Source organism: Ochrobactrum sp. BTU1 (assembly GCA_018798825.1).
In the GTDB taxonomy this organism is placed as follows: Bacteria; Pseudomonadota; Alphaproteobacteria; order Rhizobiales; family Rhizobiaceae; genus Brucella.
The window spans coordinates 868,296-890,465 of the sequence record CP076354.1; the positions used below are offsets into that span (position 1 = coordinate 868,296).

A 22,170-nucleotide genomic window follows, 5' to 3' on the forward strand; every position below is an offset into this window, starting at 1 on the left:
TTTGCGTTCCTATCTCCATGAAACCGTAGCCAAACAGGAGATTTTAATGTTCGACGCCAAAAAGCTTCTCGATCAGTTTCTGGGATCGCAAATACCGGGCATGTCAGGAAGCGTTCGTGACAAGGCAGGGCAGGCCACTGATCTCGCGAAGAAAAACCCATTGGCTACGGGGGCGATTGCGGCTGCAATCTTGGGCACAAAAACCGGACGTAAGCTTGCGGGTAATGTGGCAACTGCGGGCGGTATCGCTGCAATCGCGGGCCTTGGTTATCTCGCCTACAAAAATTATAAGTCCGGCCAGTCGCCACAGACCGCTGAACAGCCTGTAGCAAAAGAGCCAGAGCTGCTCCCGCCACCACCAGCGGATTCTCCATTTCATCCGCAGTCCCCGACGATGAGCAATAGCTTCGCGCTTACACTCATTCAGGCGATGATTGCCGCTGCAAAGGCGGATGGCCATATCGATGACGCTGAACGCGCACATATCATGGAGAAGGTGCAGATTTCGGGTCTCGACAATGAGGCTGAAGCCTTCTTCGAGAAAGAATTGGCTGATCCGATTGATATTGATGCGCTGGTCGCTGCAGCGCAGACCGAAGAACAGAAGGTCGAGCTTTATACTGCTTCCCGTCTGACGATTGATCCGGACACCCGTGCGGAGCGCGGTTATCTCGATATGCTGGCCGGTCGTCTCGGCCTTCCGGATGCGCTGGTCGATCATATTGATGCGACCGTTTCATCGGTAAAAGCCTGATAAAATAAAGCGGCTCCAGTCCAACTGGAGCCGCTTTATACAGCTGAATCTTACTCAGGAATTAGAGCACATCCCGAGAAGTGTGTAACGGTTTTCGGATAAAGATGCGCGTTACAGCGGTTGCAGTTAAGAAAGAATCGTTGGAACCGCTGTAACTATTTGTTTTTACGCATTATCCGACGCAAAACCGCTTCGCACTTTTGCTGGAAATGCTATAAAACAAGGATTTAGAGCGACAATCTGATTCAATCAGATCGAAACGCGCTCTAAAGTCTGATCAGATCGCGAAGCTCGTGCCGCAACCGCACGATGCAGTTGCGTTTGGATTGCGTATCTGGAACGATTGCCCCATCAGATCATCAACGAAGTCGATTTCCGATCCATCCATGTACGGCACAGAGATTGAATCAATCAGCACCTTGGCGCCGAGCTTTTCAATAACAATGTCATCGTCGGATTGATCGTCTACGAGGTCGTATTTGTAAGAAAATCCGGAGCAGCCGCCGCCTTCGACCGAAACGCGGAGCGCAGTTTTGCCCGGTTCAGAACCGATAATTTTTGCAATCCGCTTGGCTGCGGATTCGGAAACGGTAATGTCTGTCATCTGCCTTGTTCCGCTTGCAATTGCGAGTGTCGAGTTGGAATTGTCTGGATTTACGACAAACGCATACTTGCCTTCATGTTTAGCTGATAGCTATGAACGCAACGTGTGGAAGTCAATGTCCGCACGATATTTGCGTAATCATATTACAGTGAGGAATGCATCGCAATGTCCGCTGAAGAAATAGGGCAACTGGAAGGAATTGGCTTCGGCTATCGCGAAAGAGCGCCCTATGCCAGTAATCCTGCGCTGAGCCGAGGTCGGCTGGTGCCGGAGCCTGAAAGCGCTACGCGAACGCCTTTCCAGCGGGATCGCGATAGAATCATCCATTCCACCGCTTTTCGCCGTCTCAAGCATAAGACACAGGTGTTCATCGCCCATGAGGGGGATCATTATCGAACCCGCCTGACCCACACGATTGAAGTGGCGCAGATTGCCCGTGCTTTGGCGCGCGCTCTGAGGCTTGATGAAGATCTCGCTGAAGCCGTAGCACTCGTGCATGACTTTGGTCACACGCCTTTTGGGCATACCGGCGAAGATGCGCTGAATGAGCGGATGAAAGCCTATGGCGGCTTCGATCATAATGCGCAGTCTTTGCGTATCGTGACCAAGCTTGAACATCGCTATGCAGATTTTGACGGATTAAACCTTTCTTGGGAAACGCTTGAGGGACTGGTCAAACATAACGGCCCCCTTGTTGGTCCATTCGCCACGCATTCAGATGAGCCGGTCCCGCAACCGATCCTTGATTTCAACGAACGTTATGATCTCGAATTATCGCGATTTGCGAGCCTTGAAGCGCAATGTGCCGCGATTGCCGACGATATTGCCTATAACGCCCATGACATTGACGATGGTCTTCGGTCGGGTTTGCTTAAGCTTGAGGGGCTTGATGAGGTGCCGCTCACAAAACGCCTTCTGGATATCGTGAGGACGCGCTATCCGGCGCTTGATGCGGTGCGCACTGGTCACGAACTGGTCCGCCGCCAGATCACCATCATGGTTGAGGACGTGATCGCTGAATCGCAGCGCCGTATTGCGGCAGCCAATCCGCAGAGCTTTGAGGATGTACAGGCACAACCGCGTGCGCTTGTTGGCTTTTCAGATAAGATGCGGGATGAAGAAAAAGTCCTGAAACGCTTTTTGTTCAAGAACCTGTATTTTCATGACAGCGTCGTTGTTCGCAGGCACGCTGCAGACAAGATCGTTCAGGACCTGTTCGATATCTGCTTCAGTGATCCATCGATCATGCCGTCAGAATGGCAATCAGGCTGCGAAACGCTTGATGATGCAGGGCGCGCGCGCCGCGTCGCCGACTATCTTGCGGGGATGACTGACAATTATGCAGTGCGAGAACACCGACGATTGTTTGACCATACACCCGATTTAGCTTAATCGGGGCGGGACGAAGCGGGTCTCGAAGCGCAAATGCCTCCGGGATCGCCGCTATTTTTATGACGAACAGAAGCCGGACAGCAGAAATTAACCGGACGGAAGCCTCACAGGACGAACCATGAATATCTTTGCAGATTTCGACGCGCGTATCAAAAAAACGTTGCAAGATATTGATCTTAAAGCAAAGGACGGTGGCGATCTCGATTTATCTCGTATCACCGTTGAGCCTCCGCGCGATGCAACGCATGGTGACATCGCCACCAATGCCGCGATGGTGCTTTCCAAGGCTGTCGGTCAGAACCCGCGTGAGCTTGCCACAATTATTGCTGATGCGCTGAAGGCTGATGCCGATGTTGCAACGGTCGATGTGGCTGGCCCTGGCTTCATTAATCTCCGTCTGAAAGATGTTTATTGGCAGCGCGAACTGTTTGCGATGCTCAATGAAGCAACCGACTTCGGCCGCTCCAAGCTTGGTGCTGGTACGAAGGTCAATGTCGAGTATGTTTCCGCCAACCCGACAGGACCGATGCATGTTGGTCATTGCCGTGGTGCAGTGGTTGGTGACGTGCTGGCAAATCTGCTGAAATTCGCAGGTTTCGACGTTACTAAAGAATATTACATCAATGATGCTGGTGCGCAGATTGATGTTCTTGCCCGTTCGGCGATCCTTCGCTACCGCGAAGCGCTAGGTGAGAACATTGGCGAGATCCCAGCGGGCCTTTATCCGGGCGATTATCTGGTGCCGGTTGGTGAGGCGCTTGCCAAAGAGTTTGGCAACAAGCTTCTTGAAATGCCGGAAGATGAAGCGCTCGTTATCGTTAAAGATCGCACGATCGATGCCATGATGGGCATGATCCGTGCCGATCTGGAAGCGCTGAACGTTCATCATGACGTTTTCTACTCCGAGCGCACGCTCCATGTTGATCATGCACGCGTCATTCGCGCCGCAATCAACGATCTGACGCTCAAGGGCCATGTTTACAAGGGCAAGCTGCCGCCGCCAAAGGGGCAACTGCCTGAAGAATGGGAAGACCGCGAGCAGACCTTGTTCCGTTCGACAGAAGTCGGTGACGATATTGATCGTCCGCTGATGAAGTCTGATGGCACTTTCACTTATTTTGCGGCTGACGTTGCTTATTTCAAAGACAAGTATGACCGCGGCTTCAACGAGATGATCTATGTGCTGGGCGCCGACCACGGTGGCTATGTCAAGCGTCTCGAAGCTGTCGCTCGTGCCGTTTCCGACGGCAAGGCCAAGCTGACAGTTCTGCTGTGCCAGCTCGTCAAGCTGTTCCGTGACGGCGAACCAGTTCGTATGTCCAAGCGCTCTGGCGAATTCATCACTCTGCGTGATGTGGTCGATGAGGTTGGTCGTGATCCGGTCCGCTTCATGATGCTTTACCGGAAGAACGATGCGCCGCTCGACTTCGACTTTGCGAAAGTGACTGAGCAGTCGAAAGACAATCCGGTGTTCTACGTGCAGTATGCGTCCGCGCGTTGCCACTCGGTTTTCCGTCAGGCAGTCGACCAGCTTGGTCTGTCGGGTCTTGATCGCGTTTCTATGGCTGAACATTTCGGCAAACTGACCGACGAAAGCGAAATCGCACTCGTTCGTAAGCTTGCAGAATATCCGCGTCTGATCGAATCTGCAGCCACACATCAGGAGCCGCATCGCCTGGCTTTTTACCTCTATGACCTGGCCAGCGCGTTCCATTCGCAATGGAATAAGGGCACTGAGAACCCAGACTTACGTTTTATTAAGGTTAACGATCCAGAATTGTCTCTAGCAAGGCTAGGGCTAGTACAGGTCGTTTCCGATGTGCTGACTTCCGGTTTGACTATAATCGGTGCGGATGCTCCAACGGAAATGCGCTAGGACGGTTTCTATACGCGCAAGTTCAACCAGAGTGTTGAGCGGGTATAGATAAGTCAAAATGATGGAAGATCAGCGAGTATCCAAGTCGTCGATCTTCCTTCAGGCGCAGGAAACTTCCGTCAACTTTTGCCCACATTGCCTCGCTACAACGTAATGTATCGAGACGTCTTGCGGCGTCCAGGGTTTGAGTTAGGAACACACCATGACGGACAGCAGTGCTAATCCCCGTAGTTACGGCGAGCGTCCGCTGCACGAAGACGATCCGCTGATGGAACTTTCACGGATCATGGATTTCGGCGCGTCTGCAGATAATAACGTTGCTCGAAGCGAATATAGACCCGAACCAAATTTTGATTCTGGCGACAATGACCTTTCGTTCGATCTCGAGCGAGAGTTGCTTGGTGATTTCGGTAATTCAATCGAACCGGAACAGCATTCGGCTCCATATGTGACGCCAGCTTATGAGCCGCATTCCTATCAGGACGCAGAACCTGCGGTGCAGGAAGACGCGCTGGCGTCTGCGCTTGAAGAAGAGTTCGATCTTCATCTCGATGCAAACGAGCCGCTTGCTCCTGCTGAATCTTTTGAATTTGTTGAAGCTGATCGTTCCGAGCCTGTGCCTCAGTTCGATTACAACGACTATTCAGAAGCCCGCACGGCTTATGAAGAAACTCATCCGGATGCCTATGCTGCACAAGCGCCTGTAGAGCCGCTGGAGCAGAACTATTCGAACTATAATCCGTCTGCTTATCAGCCGTCGGAAGATCCTTACGACAATACTTATGCGACTGAACCTGCACCGCTGCCGTCCGATGGCAATGATTGGGAATTCCAATCCGCCAAGCCGTTAGAGGCCAGCTACGCCGCAGAGCCATCGCATCAGCCGCTTTCGTTAGAAGACGAGCTGGAAAACCTGCTGTTCAGCGACGAGCCTCAGTCTGCTCAGGTCATCGAGACGGCTTACGATGAGCAACCTGAGCCGTTTTCGGCTTATACGCCACGTTATGCTGAACCTGCAGCAGAAGCCCCAACTTCGGCTTATGCAGAGCCTGCTTATCGCGAAGAATCTGACCCTGTGTTTGATGACTTTCAGCTGGATGAGCCAGAGGCTTATGAACCAGTAGAAGCCGCTGCAAACTATGCGCCGGAATCAGTAGAAGAGCCACAGGCTGCTTCACAATCTGCACAGACACCGATCTATCCGCATTACGCACTCAGCAACTTCGCGGCGGGTGCCGCAACGGCTGGCGTCTTGTCGCCAGAACCTACGCAGGCTGCTGCAGAATACGAATCAGAACAAGTCGAACTCGACGATGATTTCTCTTTCGATGACGACTTCACGCTTGAGACCGAACAGTCATTTGCACCTGTCGCGGTTGAAGCAACCGGCGATGAACTTTCCGGCCTTGATGAAATCTCGTTCAATGAAGACGATTTCGGTTTCGAAGCCTCGGGCGATGCATCTTCGCCAGTTGCGGCTGACGATGCGAACCTCTTCACTGAAGAAGACTTCTTCACGGCAGATGATCTCGATCTGAGCGTAGAGGCCGAGAGTGAATCGGTGGAAACACCTTACGCTCACGCTACCTATTCCGAGGAAGAGCAGCATCCTGCCGCTCCGTCCTTCACGAACTACGCCGACCCGCGTTCTTCGTTTGCAGCACCAGCACCCGAAATCGAAACGCTGAGTGTTGCTGACAGCAAGGTGGAGCAGACCCATTCGCTCGATTTGCCGGAAGTCAGCTATGGCGAAGAAGAAAATAATGCAGGTCTGACCGATCTTGAGACTGAGTTTGCAGAAGTTTTCAACACGATTGGAGTTGATGAAACCGCTGCAAAAACAGATGCTCAGAGCGAAGCTGACAAGGCGTTTGAAGATATTTTCCGCGAAAGCGCTTCGTCCTACATGCCAAACGCAGGTGTTGCAGCTGGTACCGCGCTAGGCGTTGGAGCGGCTGCAGCTGCTGCAACAATGGCTTATGGACGTGCCAACCCTACGGCACAACCAGCATCACCGCAGAACCCAAGCGGTAGCAGCGATGATTTCTATAATCATTGGGCTGCCCAGGGTGCGCAGACTATGGAAAGTGGCGAGTTCGGCACTCGTGCTACAATGCAGCCCGAAGATGATCTCGGTAGCGCTGCGGAAGCCTATCGTAATCGTCCGGTGCGCGGCCGCCGTGGTCTTATCCTCGCAAGTGTTGCTGGTATCGCTGTCCTTATCGGCGGTATTGGCTACCATTTCCTCGGCGGTAGCGGATCCGGTGAGCCGGTTGTGATTCGCGCTGATAATCAGCCAATCAAGGTTCAGCCGGAAAATCCGGGTGGCGCTACGGTTCCTAATCAGGACAAGGCTGTCTATGACCGTGTCGCTGGTACATTGCCAAACAACCCTGAGCAGAAGTCATTGATTTCTGCCGGCGAAGAGCCTGTTGATCTTGGTGCAACACAGGACAATGAAGTCGGCACGGATGATGCACCTGAGCCTAATCAGGCTGCCGGAAACTCCGCTGAATCCGGTCAGGAATCACCGTTGATCCAGCCCCGTGAAGTTGAAACGATGATCGTTCGTCCTGATGGCACCATTGTTCAGGCCCAGCAGCCTGCGCAGACACCTCCACAGGCCGCTCCAGTAAATACTGCAAACAATTCAGCGCCAATCGCGCCTCCAGCGGAAACTGATGAGATTGCAGCTCTTGCTGCAGGTAATACGCCTCAGGAACCAGTTGCAAACACGCCTGTAACGCAGCCGACACCTGCAACTCAGGCTCCAGCGCCTCAGGTGCGGGCACCTGTCGTGCCTTCACGCCCGGCTGAACAGCCAACCACTATCGTGGGAAATGTTCCGCAGCGTACTCAGGCACAGGCTCCTGCTGCAGCACCTCAGGTTGCTTCTGCAGCCGGTGCAGGCGGTTACTTCATTCAGATCGCTTCGCAGCCGTCTGCTGAACTGGCACAGAAGTCTTACGCCAACATGGCGCAGCGTTATGGCAGCGTGATTGGTGGCCGTGCAGTCGATATCAAGCGTGCTGACATTCCGAACAAGGGCACTTATTACCGCGTTCGAGTTCAGGCTGGTTCGAAGGATGATGCATCCGCACTATGTGGTCGTCTCAAGACTGCTGGCGGTAGCTGCTTCGTGACGCAGTAAACGCTTCAAGATTGTGAATTGAAAGAAGGGCGACACCAGTCGCCCTTTTTCGTGTGACTACCATGCTCACTGTTTTTGGGTTAAACCGTTACCGCTGATTTGAAGGCGACGAACAGATCGAAGGAATGCTGCATGAAAGAGTGCAAGGCGTGGATTGCTGGTGTAGCCGGAACGAAGTTGACGCCGGACGAGGTGGCCTTTTTCCGGGATGAAAAGCCTTGGGGTTTTATTCTCTTTGCGCGCAATGTTGAAAGCCTTGAACAGGTTGCCGAGCTCACTGCGCAGTTGCGCGAAGTGACAGACAGGCCTCAGACGCCTGTTTTCATTGATCAGGAAGGTGGTCGTGTTCAGCGTCTTCGTCCGCCACTGGTTCCTAACTATCCAGCCGCAGCTCAAATTGGTGCGATCTATGATCGTGATCCCGAAGCAGGGCTTCGTGCTGCTTGGCTTCATGCACGCCTTCATGCTTTCGATCTTTTGAAGGTCGGCGTGAATGCCGATTGCCTGCCGGTTCTCGACGTTCCAATCGAGGGCGCTCATGATGTGATCGGCGCGCGCGCTTATTCCAAGAATCCGCACAATGTTGCGGCCATGGGAAGGGCTGCCGCAGAAGGTCTTCTCGCTGGTGGGGTGTTGCCTGTGGTGAAACATATGCCGGGGCATGGCCGTGCATTCAGCGATACGCACAAGGAGCTGGCGCGCGTTAGTGTGCCGTTGAGTGAGCTGGTAGCCCACGACTTTGTGCCGTTTAAGGCATTGAATGACTTGCCAATGGCGATGACGGCGCATGTGATCTTTGACAGTCTCGATCCTGAACGCCCTTCGACTATGTCGCCTACGGTCATCAACACGGTTATCCGTGACGTTATCCAGTTCGATGGTCTGGTGATTAGCGACGACATTTCGATGAAGGCGCTTTCAGGTGATCTGGGCGATATCGCTGAAGGCATCACAAATGCCGGTTGCGACATCGTTCTTTATTGCGCGGGCGTTATGGAAGAGCTGGTGAAAGTTGCTGCTCGCGTTCCCGTCCTTGACGGAAAGTCGCGCAAACGTGCTGATCTTGCAGAAGTTTATGCAGGCGACCCTGATCTTTCCGATGAAGCGGAATTGCGCGAAGAGTTTGGACAAATGTTCGAACTGATGGCGTAACCGCCAAAACTTGGTAGACTATAAACGCCGGCGCTGTTCACGCGCCGGACAGAATCTACAAACAGGACGAGCGGGTGGCTGAATCTGAAGCGAACACAGGCGGAAAAGACGGTGCTAACGTGCCGATGGATGCTTTGTGGCAAGGTGAAGCCGAGCGTGCAGAAAGCGAACCATCGCTGCTGATCGACGTGCAGGGGTTTGAAGGCCCGCTTGATCTTCTGCTGCATCTGGCCCGCAATCAGCGTGTCGATCTTTCACGGATTTCTGTTCTCGCACTTGCCGAGCAGTATCTCGGCTTTGTGGAGCAGGCACAGGCGCTTCGGCTCGAGCTGGCAGCAGACTATCTGGTTATGGCCGCATGGCTGGCTTACCTTAAATCCAGATTGCTTATTCCCAAGCAACAGGATGATGATGGTGCCACAGGCGAAGAACTGGTTGCTTCGCTGCAATTTCGTCTGAAGCGCCTCGAAGCGATGCGGGATGCTTCCGCAAAGCTTGTAAATCGCAACCGCTTGGGCCGTGACGTTTTCGCCCGCGGTATGCCTGAACTGGTCGTCGTCGATCGATCAAGCCAGTTTGCTGCTTCACTTTATGATCTGTTGACGGCTTATACATCGCAACGCCAGCGACAAGCCGTATCTCATGTGCAGATTGAAAAGCGCGCGGTATGGTCGTTGAGAGAAGCGCGTGTTGCTCTTGTAAGATTGATGGGAGTGAGCGGGGACTGGGTTTCCCTTGATCGCTTTCTTATTGATTATACGTTGTCTCCACAGGAGAGAGCGTCAGCCTTGGCAAGCTCATTTGCCGCAAGTCTGGAGCTTGTTCGTGAGGGTAAGCTGGAGGTGCGACAGAACGCGCCTTTCGCGCCAATCTATATGCGGGCGTCGGGCGAACTGAATGAACTGGATGAGGGCGACAATGTCTGAAGCGGAAGCGGCAATGGATGAATATGAAGACGATGCTCAGCATCCGGCTTCGTCGCTGACTTTGGCCGAGCTGGCTCGCATGGTTGAAGCAATAATCTTTGCATCATCCGAGCCCGTATCCGAGCGTGCTTTAGCCGAGAGACTGCCGAATGCGACTGATCTTTCTGCAGCACTTACTCATCTGCAGAAGGTGTATGAGGGACGTGGTGTGCATCTCGTTCAGGTTGGCACGGCATGGGCTTTTCGCACCGCTCCTGATCTCGGCTTTCTTATGAGCCGCGAGAGGGTGCAGCAGCGCAAACTTTCGCGCGCTGCCATGGAAGTGCTTGCAATCATTGCATATCATCAGCCGGTGACGCGCGCGGAACTTGAAGATATTCGCGGTGTGGAAACCTCCAAAGGCACGCTTGATGTGCTGATGGAGACGGGCTGGATCAAATTGCGCGGACGTCGGCGCACGCCTGGCCGCCCTGTGACTTACGGCACGACGGACACGTTTCTGGATCATTTCGGTCTGCCGGAAATCCGTGATCTGCCTGGATTGGAAGAACTGCGTGGGGCAGGGCTGTTGTCTGCCCGCATCCCATCCAGTTTCTCGGTTCCGGTTCCAAATGTTGATCCGGATGAATTGACGGATGAGGAAGAACCACTCGAAGATATCGATCTTGAAGGGCTCGGACTGTTAGCACCACGCGGAGATTGATAAGAAAATTGAGCTACAACAAATAAATTCGTTGTATCTTGGTTCACAGTCATACTTCTGTTTGAAAGATTTGTTGAAAGCGCTTAAATCGTAATCAGCAATACAGGAATAGGCCGTGCTCTAACGGCGATGAGAGGAATGAAATGGGTAGCTTTTCTATTTGGCACTGGCTGATCGTTCTCGCGGTTGTGCTGCTTCTGTTTGGCCGTGGCAAAATTCCAGAACTGATGGGTGACGTCGCCAAGGGCATCAAGAACTTCAAGCAGGGCATGTCTGAAGAAGATGCTGCTAAGGAAGACGCCAAGGCAGATGCACGTACAATTGATGCGCGTGCGGATGAAACCGTCAACGATGTCAAGAAGACGACAAAGTCCTGATGTGATCTAGATGCTGCTGCGTGCAATATGGTGCGCAGCATGTTTTGTCATGACAGCATGATCCCGTGAGTTGAACGCCGGTTTTCGGGGCCCATCATGCGCAATAATAATAGGTTGATTGCAGGGCTTTCTCACCAGAGATGCATTTGTAATCTGGATTGCGGTTTTCCGCCGAAAGACGGGACGCGCGCGTCAGAAGCGCGGAGTATCAAATTATGTTCGATATCGGTTGGTCTGAACTGCTGATAATCGCAATCGTGATGATTGTGGTCGTTGGTCCCAAGGATTTGCCGAAGATGCTCAGAGCTTTCGGTAAGGCGACAGCGCGTATGCGCAGCACCGCCAACGAGTTCCGGCATCAGTTCAACGAAGCTTTGAAGGAAGCCGAACTTGAAGATGTGAAAAATATCGTTGATGAAGCTCGCAAGCTTGATCCGCGTTCGAAGCTTACTCAGGTTTTCGATCCGATTCGCAGTGCCGGTGAAGATATTCGTTCCGGTCTCCAGTCCACGACATCAATGTATCCTACTGAGCCTGCAAAGGTTGCCGAGGTGACGACACCTGTCGAAGCGAATGGTACGACGGTCCCGGTCGAAGCTCCTGCAGAAAAGCCTGCGCCAAAAGCACAGGCAGCCAAGCCTAAAGCCCCGCGCAAGAAGGCCGCTCCAGCTGTTGAGGCAGAGGTTCCGGCTGCATCCAAGCCTGTCAAAGCTAAGGCAGTGGCTGCAGAACCTAAAGCTGCCGCCAAAGTTGAGCCTGTTGCAAAGGCAGTGGCTCCGAAGAAAACTGCTTCGGCAAAGCCCGCAACGCCAAAAGCAGCAGTGCCTGCTGCTAAAAAGACCACCAAAAAGACGACTGAAAAGACAGGAACCAAAGCGTGAAACGGGACGAGGACGAAATTGAACAGAGCGCCGCTCCTCTGCTCGAACACCTGATCGAACTGCGCCGCCGCCTGATTTGGGCGATTCTGGCGTTTTTTGTCGCTTTTGTTATCTGCTTCGCCTTTGCAAAGCATCTCTTCAATATGCTCGTCGTGCCTTACCAGTGGGCTATCGACTGGGCTGGTATGGATCGCTCGAAGGCTGAGCTGATTTATACCGCGCCGCAGGAATTCTTCTTCACGCAGGTCAAGGTCGCGATGTTTGGCGGTCTTGTGCTGGCGTTCCCGATCATCGCCGCACAGATCTACAAGTTTGTGGCGCCGGGCCTGTATAAGCACGAGCGTATGGCATTTTTGCCGTTCCTTATTGCTTCGCCGATCCTGTTTCTGATTGGCGGCGCGCTCGTCTATTTCTTCTTCACGCCGATGGTGATGTGGTTCTTCCTGGCCATGCAGCAAAGTGGCGGCAATGGTGAAGTTCAGATTTCGCTGCTGCCGAAGGTTTCCGAATATCTGAGCCTCATCATGACGCTCATTTTCGCTTTCGGTCTCGTTTTCCAGCTTCCGGTCGTTACAAGCCTTATGGCACGCGTTGGCTTGATTACATCAGCGGGCCTGAAAGACAAACGCAAGTATGCAATCGTCATTGCCTTTGTGGTGGCAGCGGTTCTGACACCGCCGGATCCGGCAAGCCAGATCGGTCTTGCCATACCGACGATCCTTCTCTACGAGATTTCCATCATATTGGCTCGAATGATTGAGAAGCAGCGCGAAGAAGCTAAGGATGAAGCCGAAGGCGATCCTGATGCTGAAGATAGCGCTCCGACTTCCTGATCCGGACATATGTTAAACAGAGGCTGCGGGATCGCAGCCTCTCTTCTTGTTAAATTTCATGAAACGGCTTTTCCCATGCTCGATATCAAATGGATTCGCGAAAACCCTGAAGCTCTCGATAAGGCGCTTGCAAAGCGCGGAGCAGGGGCACTCTCGTCCGAACTGATCGCGCTGGACGAGAAGCGTCGTGAGCACGTCGGTAAAGTTCAGGCCGCGCAGGAACGCCGCAACGCGGCTTCCAAGGAAATCGGCAAAGCCATGGCCGAGAAGGACGCGGCAACCGCTGAAAAGCTCAAGGCTGAAGTTGGTGAGCTGAAGACCTTTTTGGCTGAAGCTGAGGAAGCAGAACGCCGTCTGGTCAAGGAACTGAACGACGCGCTTTCGAGCCTGCCAAATGTGCCAGCAGATGATGTGCCGCTTGGCAAGGACGAGGCAGATAATGTCGAAGTCCGCCGCATTGGCAATCAGCGTAATTTCTCGTTCCAGCCAAAAGAACATTATGAGCTGGGCGAAGCACTTGGCTACATGGATTTCGAGCGCGCGGCAAAGATCGCCGGTGCGCGGTTTACGATTCTCAAAGGCCCGCTCGCCCGTCTTGAACGTGCGCTTGGCCAGTTCATGCTTGATCTGCACACCACCGAAAACGGCTATACTGAAACCATGCCGCCGCTGATGGTGCGCGACGAAGCCGTATATGGCACAGGCCAGCTGCCGAAGTTTTCGGAAGACCTGTTCCGCACCACGGATGGTCGTTGGTTGATTCCAACAGCAGAAGTGCCGTTGACCAATCTGGTTGCGGACGAGATTGTCGATCTCAAGTCGCTGCCTCAGCGTTATACCGCGCTGACACCTTGCTTCCGTTCGGAAGCGGGTTCCGCAGGCCGTGACACACGCGGAATGCTGCGCCAGCATCAGTTCATGAAGGTCGAGATGGTTTCTGTCACTGACGCAGACAGCTCGGCTGCTGAACATGAACGCATGACAGCCTGTGCGGAAGAAGTTCTCAAGCGCCTTGGTCTTCCGTTCCGTACTGTTGTTTTGTGTACGGGTGATATGGGCTTTGGCGCGCAGAAGACTTACGACATCGAAGTATGGATGCCTGGACAGAACGCTTATCGCGAAATTTCCAGCTGCTCGGTCTGCGGCGACTTCCAGGGCCGCCGTATGAACGCGCGCTATCGCCCGGAAGGTGAGAAAGCCACGCGTTTTGTTCATACCCTCAACGGTTCAGGTGTTGCTGTTGGTCGCGCTCTGATTGCTGTGATGGAAAATTATCAGCAGGAAGACGGCAGCATTCATATTCCTGAAGCATTGCAGCCATACATGGGCGGCCTCACGCGCATTGAGAAAGCCGCGTGAAATAAAACATTAATGACGTGAATGAAGGAGAGACGACGTGCGAATTCTGCTGACGAACGATGATGGTATCCACGCTGAAGGCCTCGCAGTTCTGGAGCGTATCGCACGCCAGCTCTCCGATGATGTCTGGGTCGTCGCTCCTGAAACTGACCAGAGCGGCCTTGCACACTCGTTGACGCTGTCAGAGCCTCTGCGCCTGCGCAAGATTGATGATCGTCATTTTGCACTGCGTGGCACGCCGACTGATTGCGTTATCATGGGCGTTCGCCATGTTTTGCCAGAAGCACCGGACCTCATCCTGTCGGGTGTAAATTCGGGTGCCAATATGGCTGATGACGTGACCTATTCAGGCACGGTCGCCGGTGCGATGGAAGGCACGCTTCTCGGTGTAAAGGCAATCGCGCTGTCGCAGGAATATGACTACGAAGATGGTCGCCGTATTCTGCCTTGGGAAACAGCAGAGGCTCACGCACCTGGGCTTATCAAGAAGCTGGTTGAAGCTGGTTGGCCAGAAGGCGTCCTGCTCAATCTGAATTTCCCGAATTGCGCACCGGATAAGGTCAAAGGCACACGCGTCACTGCACAGGGCAAGCTGAGCCACGATGCACGGCTCGATGAGCGCCGCGACGGTCGTGGTTTCCCTTATTTCTGGCTGCAGTTCGGTCGCACCAAGGCAGAAGTCGCCAGCGATAGCGACATTGCCGCAATCCGCGCTGATTACATCTCGGTGACGCCGCTGCATCTCGACCTGACAGCACAGAAGGTTCGCGCTGAATTGAGCAAGACTCTTGGGGTTGAAGCATGAATCAGGCTGTGTCTGAACGCCCGCAGCTTTCGGACAGGGAGGGATTTGCATCCTTCGTAATGCGTATGAGAGCGCGTGGCATCAATGATGCCCGCCTCTTTGCGTCAATTGAAGCGACCCCGCGACAGAGCTTCATGGGCTCTTCATGGGCGCATCTTGCTTTCAGCCAGCGCACCGCACCGCTTGATTGCGGTGAGTATATTGAAGGTATCGACGATCAGGCGCGGGTTATCTCTGCGCTCAATCTGGAAACGGGACACCGTGTTCTGGAAATCGGTACAGGTTCGGGCTTTACAGCCGCTGTTATGTCTATGCTTTCTGGCCGCGTGACGACGGTTGAACGCTATCGCAAGCTCTGCGACCGTGCCTTGCAGCAATTCGTGACGCTCAAGCGCGAAAATATCATGGTGAAGCACGCGGATGGTCGCCACGGAATGCCGGGTGGGCCATTCGATCGTATCGTAATCTGGCTGGCCTGTGAGGATATTCCGCGCCATTTTGTGGAGCTTCTGGCAACCCATGGCGTTCTCGTTGCGCCAGTGGGGCCGGGCGATGGTGTGCAGATGGTAACGCGCATCGCAAAAGTAGGTAGTCGTTTCGAGCAGGAAAACATTATGCCTGTTCGTTATCAGCCGTTTATCGAGGGCATTTCCTCCGTTTTGTGAGGAAGTGGCCCGCGTATTTATCCTTTAAAAGCTCAGGGTTTGTGGAGCATTGCGGGCAATGCCGTGGCACTTTTGTGTGCTTATGGTGTTTAATTGGTGAATATTTTTTCGAAGAAATCTCGATTCTTAACCAGCGAGTAACATTAACGCGTTTTAATGAGTCCAAGTGAGTTTTAGAGTTGGGCGAGTTGAACATGCGTTTTCCAATATTGCAGCATACGTCCGAACGTCTTCTGCGGAATGCAGCGATCGTTCTCATTGCCGGTTTTGGTGCAGGGTGTAGCGCCGATACGATGCGCTTCACGGATGGTCTTTACACAGGCTCCACGTCTAATCAGCGTGTTGTGCAACAACAGCCTGCTGGCGATGTTTACGCATCTGCGCCAGTGGCGGCGGCTCAGCCGGTTTCGAGTGGGTCCGTACAGCGTAACAGCCTGCCTCCTGTGTCGTCTGCACCGGTCGCTGCTGCTGCAACGCAGGCACAGAATCAGGTTTATCAGGCGCAAAATAATGCCGCCAATCACGTGAATGGCGCCGTTAACAATGCCGGAACTCAGGTCGCCAGTGCTGCCGGTGCTGCAAATAATGCAGCTGCCAATGCGAAGTCGCAGGTTCTGGGTCAGCTGCCTGCCACCGCAAATGGCGTTCCTCTGCCTGCCGCAAATCATACTGTTGCTCCTGCTCCAGTCGCGAACGCTGCTCCACAACCTGCCGCAGCTGGTGGTGGTTACACGGTTAAGTCAGGTGATTCGCTCTTCTCGATTGCGCAGAAGCACAACGTACCGGTTGAACAGTTGAAGCAGGCAAATGGCCTGACAAACGGAGCAATCCGCGTCGGTCAGAATCTGGCTATCCCATCGGCAGCAGGTGCGGCAACGCAGGTTGCAGCCGCTGCACCTCAGCCAGTGAAACCTGCAGCTCCTGCACCTGTGCAGACCGCTTCGGTTGCTCCTGACGCAGCATCGAACGTCAAGCCTTACACGCCGCCTCAGGCGAGCAACAAGGTCATTGAAGATGCGGAAAAGGATCAGTCCGCTGCGCCATCTTCAACCGGTATCTCGCAGATGCGATGGCCAGTTCGCGGTCGCGTTCTCGCAAGCTTCGGTCAGCGTGACGGCACTTCCGTGAATGATGGCATCGACATTATGGTGCCGGAAGGTACCGCTGTTAAGGCTGCTGAAAACGGCGTCGTTATTTATGCAGGTGACGGTCTGAAAGAATTCGGCCAGACAGTTCTTATCCGCCACGACAATGGTCTGGTTACGGTTTACGGCCACAACAGCCAGATTCTCGTGCAGCGCGGTCAGAAGGTTCGTCGCGGTGAAGATATCGCCAAGTCTGGCATGAGCGGCAACGCAAAGTCGCCAAAGCTACACTTTGAAGTGCGCAAGAACTCTTCGCCGGTCAATCCATCCAAGTATCTGGAATCCTGATCGGAATTGGATCATGTAAATAAGAAAGGCGGGTCTCGGACCCGCCTTTTTCTTTATGCTTTCAGTTACTGCGGTTCCAGTTTAGAATGAATCCCTGGACCCGCTTTAACTGTCTGTTTTTACGCATCATCCGACACACAGCCGCTTCGCACTTTTGCTGGAAAAACCTTAAATCGCTTTGCCGAGCCGGCCAGCGAGATCCTGAATATATTGCCAGGCAACACGGCCTGAGCGATTGCCACGCGTGGTCGACCAGGTCAGCGCCTCAGCGTGCATCGCCTGCGGATCGTAATCCAGCTTGTAATGCGCGGCATAGCCATCAACCATCGCCAGGTAGTCATCCTGACTGCACTTATGGAAACCAAGCCACAGGCCGAAACGATCGGACAGCGAAACCTTTTCTTCAATCGCTTCCGATGGGTTAACGGCAGTCGAGCGCTCGTTATCGATCATATCGCGCGGCATCAGATGACGACGATTGGACGTCGCATAGAAAATTACGTTGTCTGGACGGCCTTCAACGCCACCTTCAAGTGCAGCTTTCAGCGACTTATAGGACGTGTCGTCGTGATCGAACGAAAGATCATCGCAGAACAGAATGAAGCGATAGTCCGTTTCCTTGATGATATTCATCAGGGAGGGCAGGCTGTCGATATCTTCGCGGTGGATTTCAACGAGCTTGAGCGGCAGTTTGTCGGCCTGTTCGGCGTTGACGCTGGCTTGAGCAGCCTTGACGAGCGATGATTTGCCCATACCGCGCGCGCCCCAGAGCAGGACATTGTTTGCCGGATAACCTTTGGCAAAACGGCGGGTATTGTCGACAAGCTGGTCACGCACCAAATCAACGCCACGAATGAGCGCTATATCGACGCGATTAACACGTTTGACCGGATCAAGTGTCAGTCGCTCCGGTGCCCAGACGAAGCAGTCAGCGGCTTCAAGATCAGGTATGCCTGGTTGCGGTGGTGCAATGCGCTCCAAAGCAGCAATCAGGCGGTCTAGTTTCTGGCTGAGTATATTTTCGGTGGTCATTCCAAGCCCTCAAATAGTGAGGATCAGGGCTTAACATGCCACAGCGGGTGGGAAAAGTGTGCGACCTTGGCGCAGTAGGGCCTTCGCCGGTTGCAATTGTCGCGCTAACCATTGTAATGCCGTAAAGAATTTGTCTTCGAGACTTCAGAGGAGTTCCTAATGTTCGTAACACCAGCTTTCGCTCAAGCTTCCGGCGGCGGCGCTATGGGGCCAGATATGCTCATGAGCATTCTGCCTTTCGTCCTGATTTTCGTAATCATGTATTTCCTCATCATCCGCCCTCAGCGTACCCAGATGAAGAAGCGTCAGGAAATGCTGGCAGCAGTTCGTCGCGGCGACACGGTTGTGACCGGTGGCGGCATCGTCGGTAAGGTCCAGAAGGTCCATGACGACGGCGAACTCGATGTTGAAATCGCTGAAGGCGTTAAGATCCGCGTTCTGCGCAGCGCTCTTTCTGAAGTGCGCGTTAAGGGCGAACCAGTCGCCGACAACAAGAACAAGTAATTTTTACCAGACTAATCGAGCCCCGGTAAGGTTTCCATAACCGGGGCTCGATCATTATCGTGCATGTGCCGTGTCTCTGGATATGGCGCGTTCACAAAGCCGGAGGGCAGTTCGCGAATGCACTCCTCCAGCACGATCTACCCAAGCCGAAACGGATTTGCTGCTCGATGCTTTATTTTTCACGTTGGAAATCGGCTCTGATCTGGTTGGCAATCATTGCCAGCTTCATCATTGCGTCGCCTAATTTTTTCTCGCGTGAAACACTGGCAAATCTGCCCGGATTTTTGCCCACAAAGCAGGTCGCACTCGGCCTTGATCTTTCGGGTGGTTCTCGGCTCGTCCTTCAGGTGCAGAATGCTGCCAGTGGCGATCTTGATCGCACTAAAGACATTATGCGGCAGCGTCTGGAAGAACTTGGCTACGGCAGCCCTATCGTCGAGGAAGAGGGCCGTAATCGGATTCGCGTTGAAGTCCCGGGCCTTTATGACGCCCAGCTTCTGAAAGATATTCTCAGTATTCGTGGCAATCTCTCATTCCGTTCGGTTGATGACAGCATGTCTCCCGACGATGCGATCCGCGGAGAACCACCAGCTGACAGCGCGGTGGTCTATTCCTATGACGATCCACCAGTCGGCTATCTCGTCAAGAACGAGCCAATTTTTACCGGTGAAGATGTTACCGATGCAAAAGCAACCCTTGCCGAAGATGATAACGAACCAGTCATTACGCTGACGCTGGACGAGAAGGGGCGCAGCAGTCTCGCTGCTGCGACCACTCAGGCCGCTGGCAAGAGCTTCGCAATTGTCATCGATAATCAGGTTGTTTCAGCGCCTGTCGTAGACGGACAGCTTGACACGAATGAGCTTGAAATTTCTGGCGGCTTTGATCTGCAGGCTGCCAATAATATGGCCGTCGTTCTGCGTTCGGGCGCGTTGCCAAAGGCTGTTTCAGTTCTTGAAGAACGTACCATCGCTTCGGCTCTGGGTGACGACTATGCAAGTGCAGCGGTATCCGCAGCACTTCTGGCGGCGCTGCTAGTCGGCCTGTTCATGATCCTGTCCTATGGCATCCTCGGCGTGATCGCCATGGTGGCGCTTGTCGTCAACATGATCATTCTGATAGCGATCATATCACTGATTGGAGCATCGATAACGCTTGCCAGCGTTGCGGGTCTGGTGCTGATCATCGGTATGGCCGTTGATGCCAATATTCTGATTTACGAACGTGTGCGGGAAGATCGCCGAAAAGGCTATTCCGTTGTTCAGGCGATGGAATCTGGTTTCTATCGCGCGCTTTCGACCATCGTTGACGCCAACCTCACAACGATGATTGCAGCTCTCGTTCTGTTCCTGCTTGGCTCAGGTCCGGTACATGGCTTTGCGCTCACTGTTACAATCGGTATCCTTACAACACTATTCACGACGCTGACCTTCACGCGTTTGCTGATCGCCCAATGGGTGCGCACGGCAAAGCCGAAAGAAATCCCGAAGCGTCGCCTGAAGCTCGTTCCGACCGTTACGCATATTCCGTTCATGCGTCTTCAGTTCGTGACCCTCGGCATTTCCGTTCTGGCTTCAGCAATCGTTGTCGCTCTCTTCGTCAATATCGGCATCAATTACGGCATCGATTTCCGTGGTGGTTCGATGGTCGAATTGCAGGCTCGCAGCGGTGACGCCAATCTGGCTGACATTGAAGAACGCATGAGCGAACTCAATATTGAGAGCGCGCGCGTGCTGCCTGTCAAATCCCCACGTTCTGCGCTTGTCCTTATTGGTAGCCAGGAAGTGGGCGACGATGCGGAACAGACCGTTGCGGTGAAACTGCGCGGTGAATTCGAGCAGGACTACTCGTTCCAGCGTGTCGAGGTTGTCGGGCCAACCGTTTCGGAGCAGCTGTCACAGGCAGGTCTTCTTGCGCTGTTCCTGTCGCTTGCCGGTATCTTCGTCTATGTCTGGATCAGGTTCCGTTGGCAGCTGGCGCTTGGCGCTGTTCTTTCGACGCTGCACGACGTCATCATTCTGGCGGGCGTCTTCATTGTCTTCCGCATGGAATTCAATCTTTGGAGTGTTGCGGCGGTTCTGACAATCATCGGTTACTCGTTGAATGATACCATCGTGATTTATGACCGCGTGCGTGAAAACTTGAAGCGCTATAACAGTGCGCCGCTGCCCGCGATTATTGATGCCTCCATAAATCAGACCTTGTCGCGTACATTGCCGACAGCCTTTGTGACTTTCATTGCGCATATTCCGCTCTATATGTTTGGTGGAGCAGATATCCGCATGTTTGCACTGGCATTGAGCGTGGGCATCATCGTGGCAACCTATTCTTCGATCTTTATCGCAGCACCTTTGCTGGTACAGTTCGGTCTCAAGCCGCGCGCTGCTGATGGTGACGATGCAATGGGCGATGATCTTGCACAGTCGCTCAATCTGGATAATTAGACATGGCTAAGGGTATAGAAATTCGTGAGGCCCACTTTCCGGGCCGCGCACCAATTGATGCATATGGTAATGGCGGTTTCCGCTTCGCCGATATGTCGCATATTGGCTCTATTCTGTGCCTGCCATCCGGCATTCATGGCTGGGAACCGCAGACGCCGCCAATCCTGTCACGCCGTGATCTGGGCGCCATTCTTGAACAGGCAAGTGACATTGAAATCCTGTTGGTGGGAACGGGAATGGATCTTCGCCGCATTCCGGAAGATGTGCGCGCTATGCTGCGTGAGCATCGTATTTCCTCTGATCCAATGAGTACGGGCGCTGCGGTGCGCACATATAATGTGCTGCTCGCCGAAGATCGTGCAGTAGCAGCGGCGCTGATTGCGGTAGACTGATTTCCATGAACCAGAATGAGGCACATTGCCTGGCGCTTCTGCGCGAAGCTGACCGGGATCGTTATCTTTCGGTGCTCTATGCGCCGGAAGAAAAACGCGGCGCGCTTGCGGCGCTTTATGCGTTTAATGCAGAAATTGCTCGGATTCGCGATCTGGTACACGAGCCACTACCCGGTGAAGTCCGTCTTCAATGGTGGCGCGATCTCATCAATGGTGAGGAACGGGGCAGTGCAGATGCCCACCCTGTTGCTGCAGCGCTGATCGATACGATTACCAAATATGATCTGCCGCGCGTGGCTTTCGACAATTATTGCGATGCCCGCATTTTCGATCTCTATGACGACCCAATGCCAAGCCGGAACGATCTGGAAGGCTATTGCGGCGAAACCGCGTCGGCACTTATCCAGCTAGCCGGTTTCATTCTTGATCGTGATGCGGCGCAGGCCCATACCGAGACAGTCGGCCATGCCGGAGTTGCACAGGCCGTGACTGGCCTCTTGCGCCTTATGCCGATTCATCGTCGTCGCGGGCAGCTTTATGTGCCTGCCGATATGCTGCAGGCGGTTGGCGTGACGCGCGAAGCCTTCCTCGGCAACGACGACAAATCCGCTCATGAGCGCGTCATCACTGTGATGATGGCTCTCGCGCGTGAACATCTGGCAATCTTTGATAAGGCCAAGAAAGATCTGCCCAAAAGCCTCAGCCCTGCATTTCTGCCGTTGGCGCTTGTTCCGGCCTATCTCAGCTCTGTTGAACGGCTTGGTAGTAAAGCTGCTGATCAGGTGGCTGACCTGTCAGCCATACGCAAACAATGGCTGATGTTTCGCTCTAATTTTTAAAACAGATAAGGCGGTTTTCCTGAATAAGAAAACCGCCTTATCTTTTTG

20 protein-coding genes are annotated in these 22,170 nt (G+C 53.6%); 18 read left to right on the forward strand and 2 right to left on the reverse strand.

Annotated features, from left to right (window positions below; all coding sequences use genetic code 11):
• Window positions 1-46: 46 nt before the first annotated feature.
• Window positions 47-754 (forward strand): tellurite resistance TerB family protein, encoded by a 708-nt coding sequence (locus KMS41_04200; protein ID QWK78449.1) that lies wholly within the window; start codon window positions 47-49, stop codon window positions 752-754.
• 277 nt (window positions 755-1,031) lie between these two features.
• On the opposite strand, the gene erpA is transcribed toward KMS41_04200, so the two are convergent.
• Window positions 1,032-1,358 (reverse strand): iron-sulfur cluster insertion protein ErpA, encoded by a 327-nt coding sequence (gene erpA / locus KMS41_04205; protein ID QWK78450.1) that lies wholly within the window; start codon window positions 1,356-1,358, stop codon window positions 1,032-1,034.
• A 165-nt stretch (window positions 1,359-1,523) separates the two neighbouring features.
• Here erpA and KMS41_04210 point away from each other — a divergent pair, with 165 nt between their 5' ends.
• The 13 genes from KMS41_04210 to KMS41_04270 all read left to right on the forward strand — a co-directional run bounded on the left by KMS41_04210 (window position 1,524) and on the right by KMS41_04270 (window position 16,911).
• Window positions 1,524-2,750 carry a deoxyguanosinetriphosphate triphosphohydrolase gene (locus KMS41_04210; GenBank protein QWK78451.1) on the forward strand — a complete coding sequence of 409 codons (1,227 nt, stop codon included), beginning with the start codon at window positions 1,524-1,526 and terminating at the stop codon, window positions 2,748-2,750.
• A 118-nt stretch (window positions 2,751-2,868) separates the two neighbouring features.
• The gene (locus KMS41_04215; protein ID QWK78452.1) at window positions 2,869-4,626 is read left to right on the forward strand and encodes an arginine--tRNA ligase; all 1,758 of its coding nucleotides are present in this window, start codon (window positions 2,869-2,871) and stop codon (window positions 4,624-4,626) included.
• Between the two features lie 202 nt (window positions 4,627-4,828).
• The gene (locus KMS41_04220; protein QWK78453.1) at window positions 4,829-7,777 is read left to right on the forward strand and encodes an SPOR domain-containing protein; all 2,949 of its coding nucleotides are present in this window, start codon (window positions 4,829-4,831) and stop codon (window positions 7,775-7,777) included.
• Between the two features lie 132 nt (window positions 7,778-7,909).
• Complete coding sequence (gene nagZ, locus KMS41_04225) at window positions 7,910-8,929, forward strand: beta-N-acetylhexosaminidase (GenBank protein QWK78454.1); 1,020 nt, start codon at window positions 7,910-7,912, stop codon at window positions 8,927-8,929.
• Between the two features lie 74 nt (window positions 8,930-9,003).
• Window positions 9,004-9,855 (forward strand): segregation/condensation protein A, encoded by an 852-nt coding sequence (locus KMS41_04230; protein ID QWK78455.1) that lies wholly within the window; start codon window positions 9,004-9,006, stop codon window positions 9,853-9,855.
• Window positions 9,848-10,558 (forward strand): SMC-Scp complex subunit ScpB, encoded by a 711-nt coding sequence (gene scpB / locus KMS41_04235; GenBank protein ID QWK78456.1) that lies wholly within the window; start codon window positions 9,848-9,850, stop codon window positions 10,556-10,558. The genes KMS41_04230 and scpB overlap by 8 nt, the downstream gene beginning before the upstream one ends.
• A 143-nt stretch (window positions 10,559-10,701) precedes the next feature.
• Entirely contained in the window at window positions 10,702-10,935 is a 234-nt protein-coding gene (locus KMS41_04240) for a twin-arginine translocase TatA/TatE family subunit (GenBank protein ID QWK78457.1), read from the forward strand.
• Between the two features lie 215 nt (window positions 10,936-11,150).
• Complete coding sequence (tatB, locus tag KMS41_04245) at window positions 11,151-11,816, forward strand: Sec-independent protein translocase protein TatB (GenBank protein ID QWK78458.1); 666 nt, start codon at window positions 11,151-11,153, stop codon at window positions 11,814-11,816.
• Entirely contained in the window at window positions 11,813-12,649 is an 837-nt protein-coding gene (tatC, locus tag KMS41_04250) for a twin-arginine translocase subunit TatC (GenBank protein ID QWK78459.1), read from the forward strand. Before tatB ends, tatC begins: the two co-directional genes overlap by 4 nt.
• A 75-nt stretch (window positions 12,650-12,724) precedes the next feature.
• Window positions 12,725-14,008 carry a serine--tRNA ligase gene (serS, locus tag KMS41_04255; protein QWK78460.1) on the forward strand — a complete coding sequence of 428 codons (1,284 nt, stop codon included), beginning with the start codon at window positions 12,725-12,727 and terminating at the stop codon, window positions 14,006-14,008.
• A 37-nt stretch (window positions 14,009-14,045) separates the two neighbouring features.
• On the forward strand, window positions 14,046-14,813 hold the full coding sequence (gene surE, locus KMS41_04260; protein QWK78461.1) for a 5'/3'-nucleotidase SurE: 768 nt from the start codon (window positions 14,046-14,048) through the stop codon (window positions 14,811-14,813).
• The gene (locus KMS41_04265; GenBank protein QWK78462.1) at window positions 14,810-15,478 is read left to right on the forward strand and encodes a protein-L-isoaspartate(D-aspartate) O-methyltransferase; all 669 of its coding nucleotides are present in this window, start codon (window positions 14,810-14,812) and stop codon (window positions 15,476-15,478) included. The genes surE and KMS41_04265 overlap by 4 nt, the downstream gene beginning before the upstream one ends.
• Before the next feature lie 179 nt (window positions 15,479-15,657).
• The gene (locus tag KMS41_04270) at window positions 15,658-16,911 is read left to right on the forward strand and encodes a M23 family metallopeptidase (GenBank protein ID QWK78463.1); all 1,254 of its coding nucleotides are present in this window, start codon (window positions 15,658-15,660) and stop codon (window positions 16,909-16,911) included.
• A gap of 168 nt (window positions 16,912-17,079) precedes the next feature.
• Here the strand turns inward: KMS41_04270 and KMS41_04275 are convergent, their stop codons facing one another.
• Window positions 17,080-17,943 (reverse strand): ATP-binding protein, encoded by an 864-nt coding sequence (locus tag KMS41_04275; GenBank protein QWK78464.1) that lies wholly within the window; start codon window positions 17,941-17,943, stop codon window positions 17,080-17,082.
• Window positions 17,944-18,102: 159 nt separating this feature from the next.
• Between KMS41_04275 and yajC the strand changes: the two genes are divergently transcribed.
• From yajC to KMS41_04295, 4 genes are all read left to right on the forward strand, one after another.
• Window positions 18,103-18,447, forward strand: a complete 345-nt coding sequence (gene yajC, locus KMS41_04280; GenBank protein QWK78465.1) for a preprotein translocase subunit YajC — start codon at window positions 18,103-18,105, stop codon at window positions 18,445-18,447.
• Between the two features lie 167 nt (window positions 18,448-18,614).
• Window positions 18,615-20,891 carry a protein translocase subunit SecDF gene (secDF, locus tag KMS41_04285; GenBank protein ID QWK78466.1) on the forward strand — a complete coding sequence of 759 codons (2,277 nt, stop codon included), beginning with the start codon at window positions 18,615-18,617 and terminating at the stop codon, window positions 20,889-20,891.
• A gap of 2 nt (window positions 20,892-20,893) precedes the next feature.
• Window positions 20,894-21,283, forward strand: coding sequence for an Mth938-like domain-containing protein (locus tag KMS41_04290; GenBank protein ID QWK78467.1), 390 nt, complete (start codon window positions 20,894-20,896; stop codon window positions 21,281-21,283).
• A gap of 5 nt (window positions 21,284-21,288) precedes the next feature.
• Entirely contained in the window at window positions 21,289-22,122 is an 834-nt protein-coding gene (locus tag KMS41_04295) for a phytoene/squalene synthase family protein (protein ID QWK78468.1), read from the forward strand.
• Window positions 22,123-22,170 lie beyond the last annotated feature (48 nt).

Excerpts from the sequence above, each read along its gene's own strand:
- yajC (QWK78465.1), top strand. The coding sequence starts at position 18,103 with ATGTTCGTAACACCAGCTTTCGCTCAAGCTTCCGGCGGCGGCGCTATG.
- serS (QWK78460.1), top strand. The coding sequence starts at position 12,725 with ATGCTCGATATCAAATGGATTCGCGAAAACCCTGAAGCTCTCGATAAG.
- KMS41_04220 (QWK78453.1), top strand. The coding sequence starts at position 4,829 with ATGACGGACAGCAGTGCTAATCCCCGTAGTTACGGCGAGCGTCCGCTG.
- KMS41_04275 (QWK78464.1), bottom strand. The coding sequence starts at position 17,943 with ATGACCACCGAAAATATACTCAGCCAGAAACTAGACCGCCTGATTGCT.
- scpB (QWK78456.1), top strand. The coding sequence starts at position 9,848 with ATGTCTGAAGCGGAAGCGGCAATGGATGAATATGAAGACGATGCTCAG.
- KMS41_04295 (QWK78468.1), top strand. The coding sequence starts at position 21,289 with ATGAACCAGAATGAGGCACATTGCCTGGCGCTTCTGCGCGAAGCTGAC.
- KMS41_04290 (QWK78467.1), top strand. The coding sequence starts at position 20,894 with ATGGCTAAGGGTATAGAAATTCGTGAGGCCCACTTTCCGGGCCGCGCA.
- KMS41_04210 (QWK78451.1), top strand. The coding sequence starts at position 1,524 with ATGTCCGCTGAAGAAATAGGGCAACTGGAAGGAATTGGCTTCGGCTAT.
- KMS41_04200 (QWK78449.1), top strand. The coding sequence starts at position 47 with ATGTTCGACGCCAAAAAGCTTCTCGATCAGTTTCTGGGATCGCAAATA.
- secDF (QWK78466.1), top strand. The coding sequence starts at position 18,615 with ATGCTTTATTTTTCACGTTGGAAATCGGCTCTGATCTGGTTGGCAATC.
- KMS41_04265 (QWK78462.1), top strand. The coding sequence starts at position 14,810 with ATGAATCAGGCTGTGTCTGAACGCCCGCAGCTTTCGGACAGGGAGGGA.
- erpA (QWK78450.1), bottom strand. The coding sequence starts at position 1,358 with ATGACAGACATTACCGTTTCCGAATCCGCAGCCAAGCGGATTGCAAAA.
- KMS41_04215 (QWK78452.1), top strand. The coding sequence starts at position 2,869 with ATGAATATCTTTGCAGATTTCGACGCGCGTATCAAAAAAACGTTGCAA.
- KMS41_04240 (QWK78457.1), top strand. The coding sequence starts at position 10,702 with ATGGGTAGCTTTTCTATTTGGCACTGGCTGATCGTTCTCGCGGTTGTG.
- tatB (QWK78458.1), top strand. The coding sequence starts at position 11,151 with ATGTTCGATATCGGTTGGTCTGAACTGCTGATAATCGCAATCGTGATG.
- nagZ (QWK78454.1), top strand. The coding sequence starts at position 7,910 with ATGAAAGAGTGCAAGGCGTGGATTGCTGGTGTAGCCGGAACGAAGTTG.